The 1157-nt window shown below is 61.5% G+C and carries 1 protein-coding gene; it reads right to left on the bottom strand.

What is annotated here, in order from left to right; all coding sequences use genetic code 11:
* The coding region (locus BLT00_RS30615; protein ID WP_139199646.1) for an immunoglobulin-like domain-containing protein at positions 1-1157 on the bottom strand (1157 nt) is incomplete at both ends.

The following is a 1157-nucleotide window of genomic DNA, read 5'->3' as shown; positions in this document are numbered from 1 at the left end:
GTCACCGTGGTGGTGTCGTTGACATCGCTGACGACGGTGCTGACCGGAGTCGTGTTTGGGGCGATGGCTTCGAGGTTACCGCCCGTGGCGGTACTGATGCTTTCGGTGACGGTGGTCGGGCCCTGGTACACGTCGTTTCCAACGGCTACATCCAATACACCGGAGCTTGCGCCCGCCGCGATGGTGATGGTTTTGCCGCTGTCCAAGGTCACGGTGACCGGACCATTCTGCGCGGTGACCGGATTGCCGTTGGCGTCGGTCAGGGTCGCGGTGTAAGTGATCGTGCCGTTTTCGTTCACGGTCGGTGTGGCAGTGAGCGTCACGGTGGTGGTGTCGTTGACATCGCTGACGATGGTGCTGACTGGAGCCGTGTTCGGTGCGATGGCCTCCAGATTACCGCCCGTGGCGGTACTGATGCTTTCGGTGACGGTGGTAGGGCCTTGATACACGTCGTTGCCAACCGCGACATCCAATACGCCCGAGCTTGCGCCGGCAGCGATGGTGATGGTCTTGCCGCTTTCCAGAGTAACCGTCACAGGACCATTTTGTGCCGTGACCGGGTTGCCGTTGGCATCGGTCAACGTGGCGGTGTAAGTGATGGTGCCGTTTTCGTTCACGGTTGGCGTGGCGGTCAGCGTCACCGTGGTGGTGTCGTTGACATCACTGACCACAGTGCTGACCAGAGCGGTGTTCGGCGCGATGGCCTCCAGGTTGCCACCGGATGCCGAAGCAATCGATTCGGTGACAGTCGTTGGCCCCTGGTAAACATCGTTACCCACAGCAACATCGAGTACGCCCGAGCTTGCGCCCGCCGCGATGGTGATGGTTTTACCGCTGTCGAGCGTGACCGTCACAGGACCGTTCTGCGCAGTGACCGGGTTGCCGTTGGCGTCGGTCAGCGTAGCGGTGTAGGTGATCGTGCCGTTTTCATTCACGGTTGGCGTAGCGGTCAGCGTCACTGTGGTGGTGTCGTTGACATCGCTGACGATGGTGCTGACTGGCGCGGTGTTCGGTGCAATCGCTTCCAGATTGCCGCCGGATGCCGAAGCAATCGACTCGGTGACGGTGGTCGGGCCTTGGTACACGTCGTTGCCGACGGCTACGTCCAGTGCTCCCGAGCTTGCGCCCGCGGCGATGGTGATGGTTTTGCCGCTGTC

Source organism: Pseudomonas sp. NFACC51 (assembly GCF_900103575.1).
In the GTDB taxonomy this organism is placed as follows: Bacteria; Pseudomonadota; Gammaproteobacteria; order Pseudomonadales; family Pseudomonadaceae; genus Aquipseudomonas; species Aquipseudomonas fluorescens_Q.
Note: the sequence above shows the minus strand (reverse complement) of the source record. Positions and strands in the feature narration are given on the sequence as shown.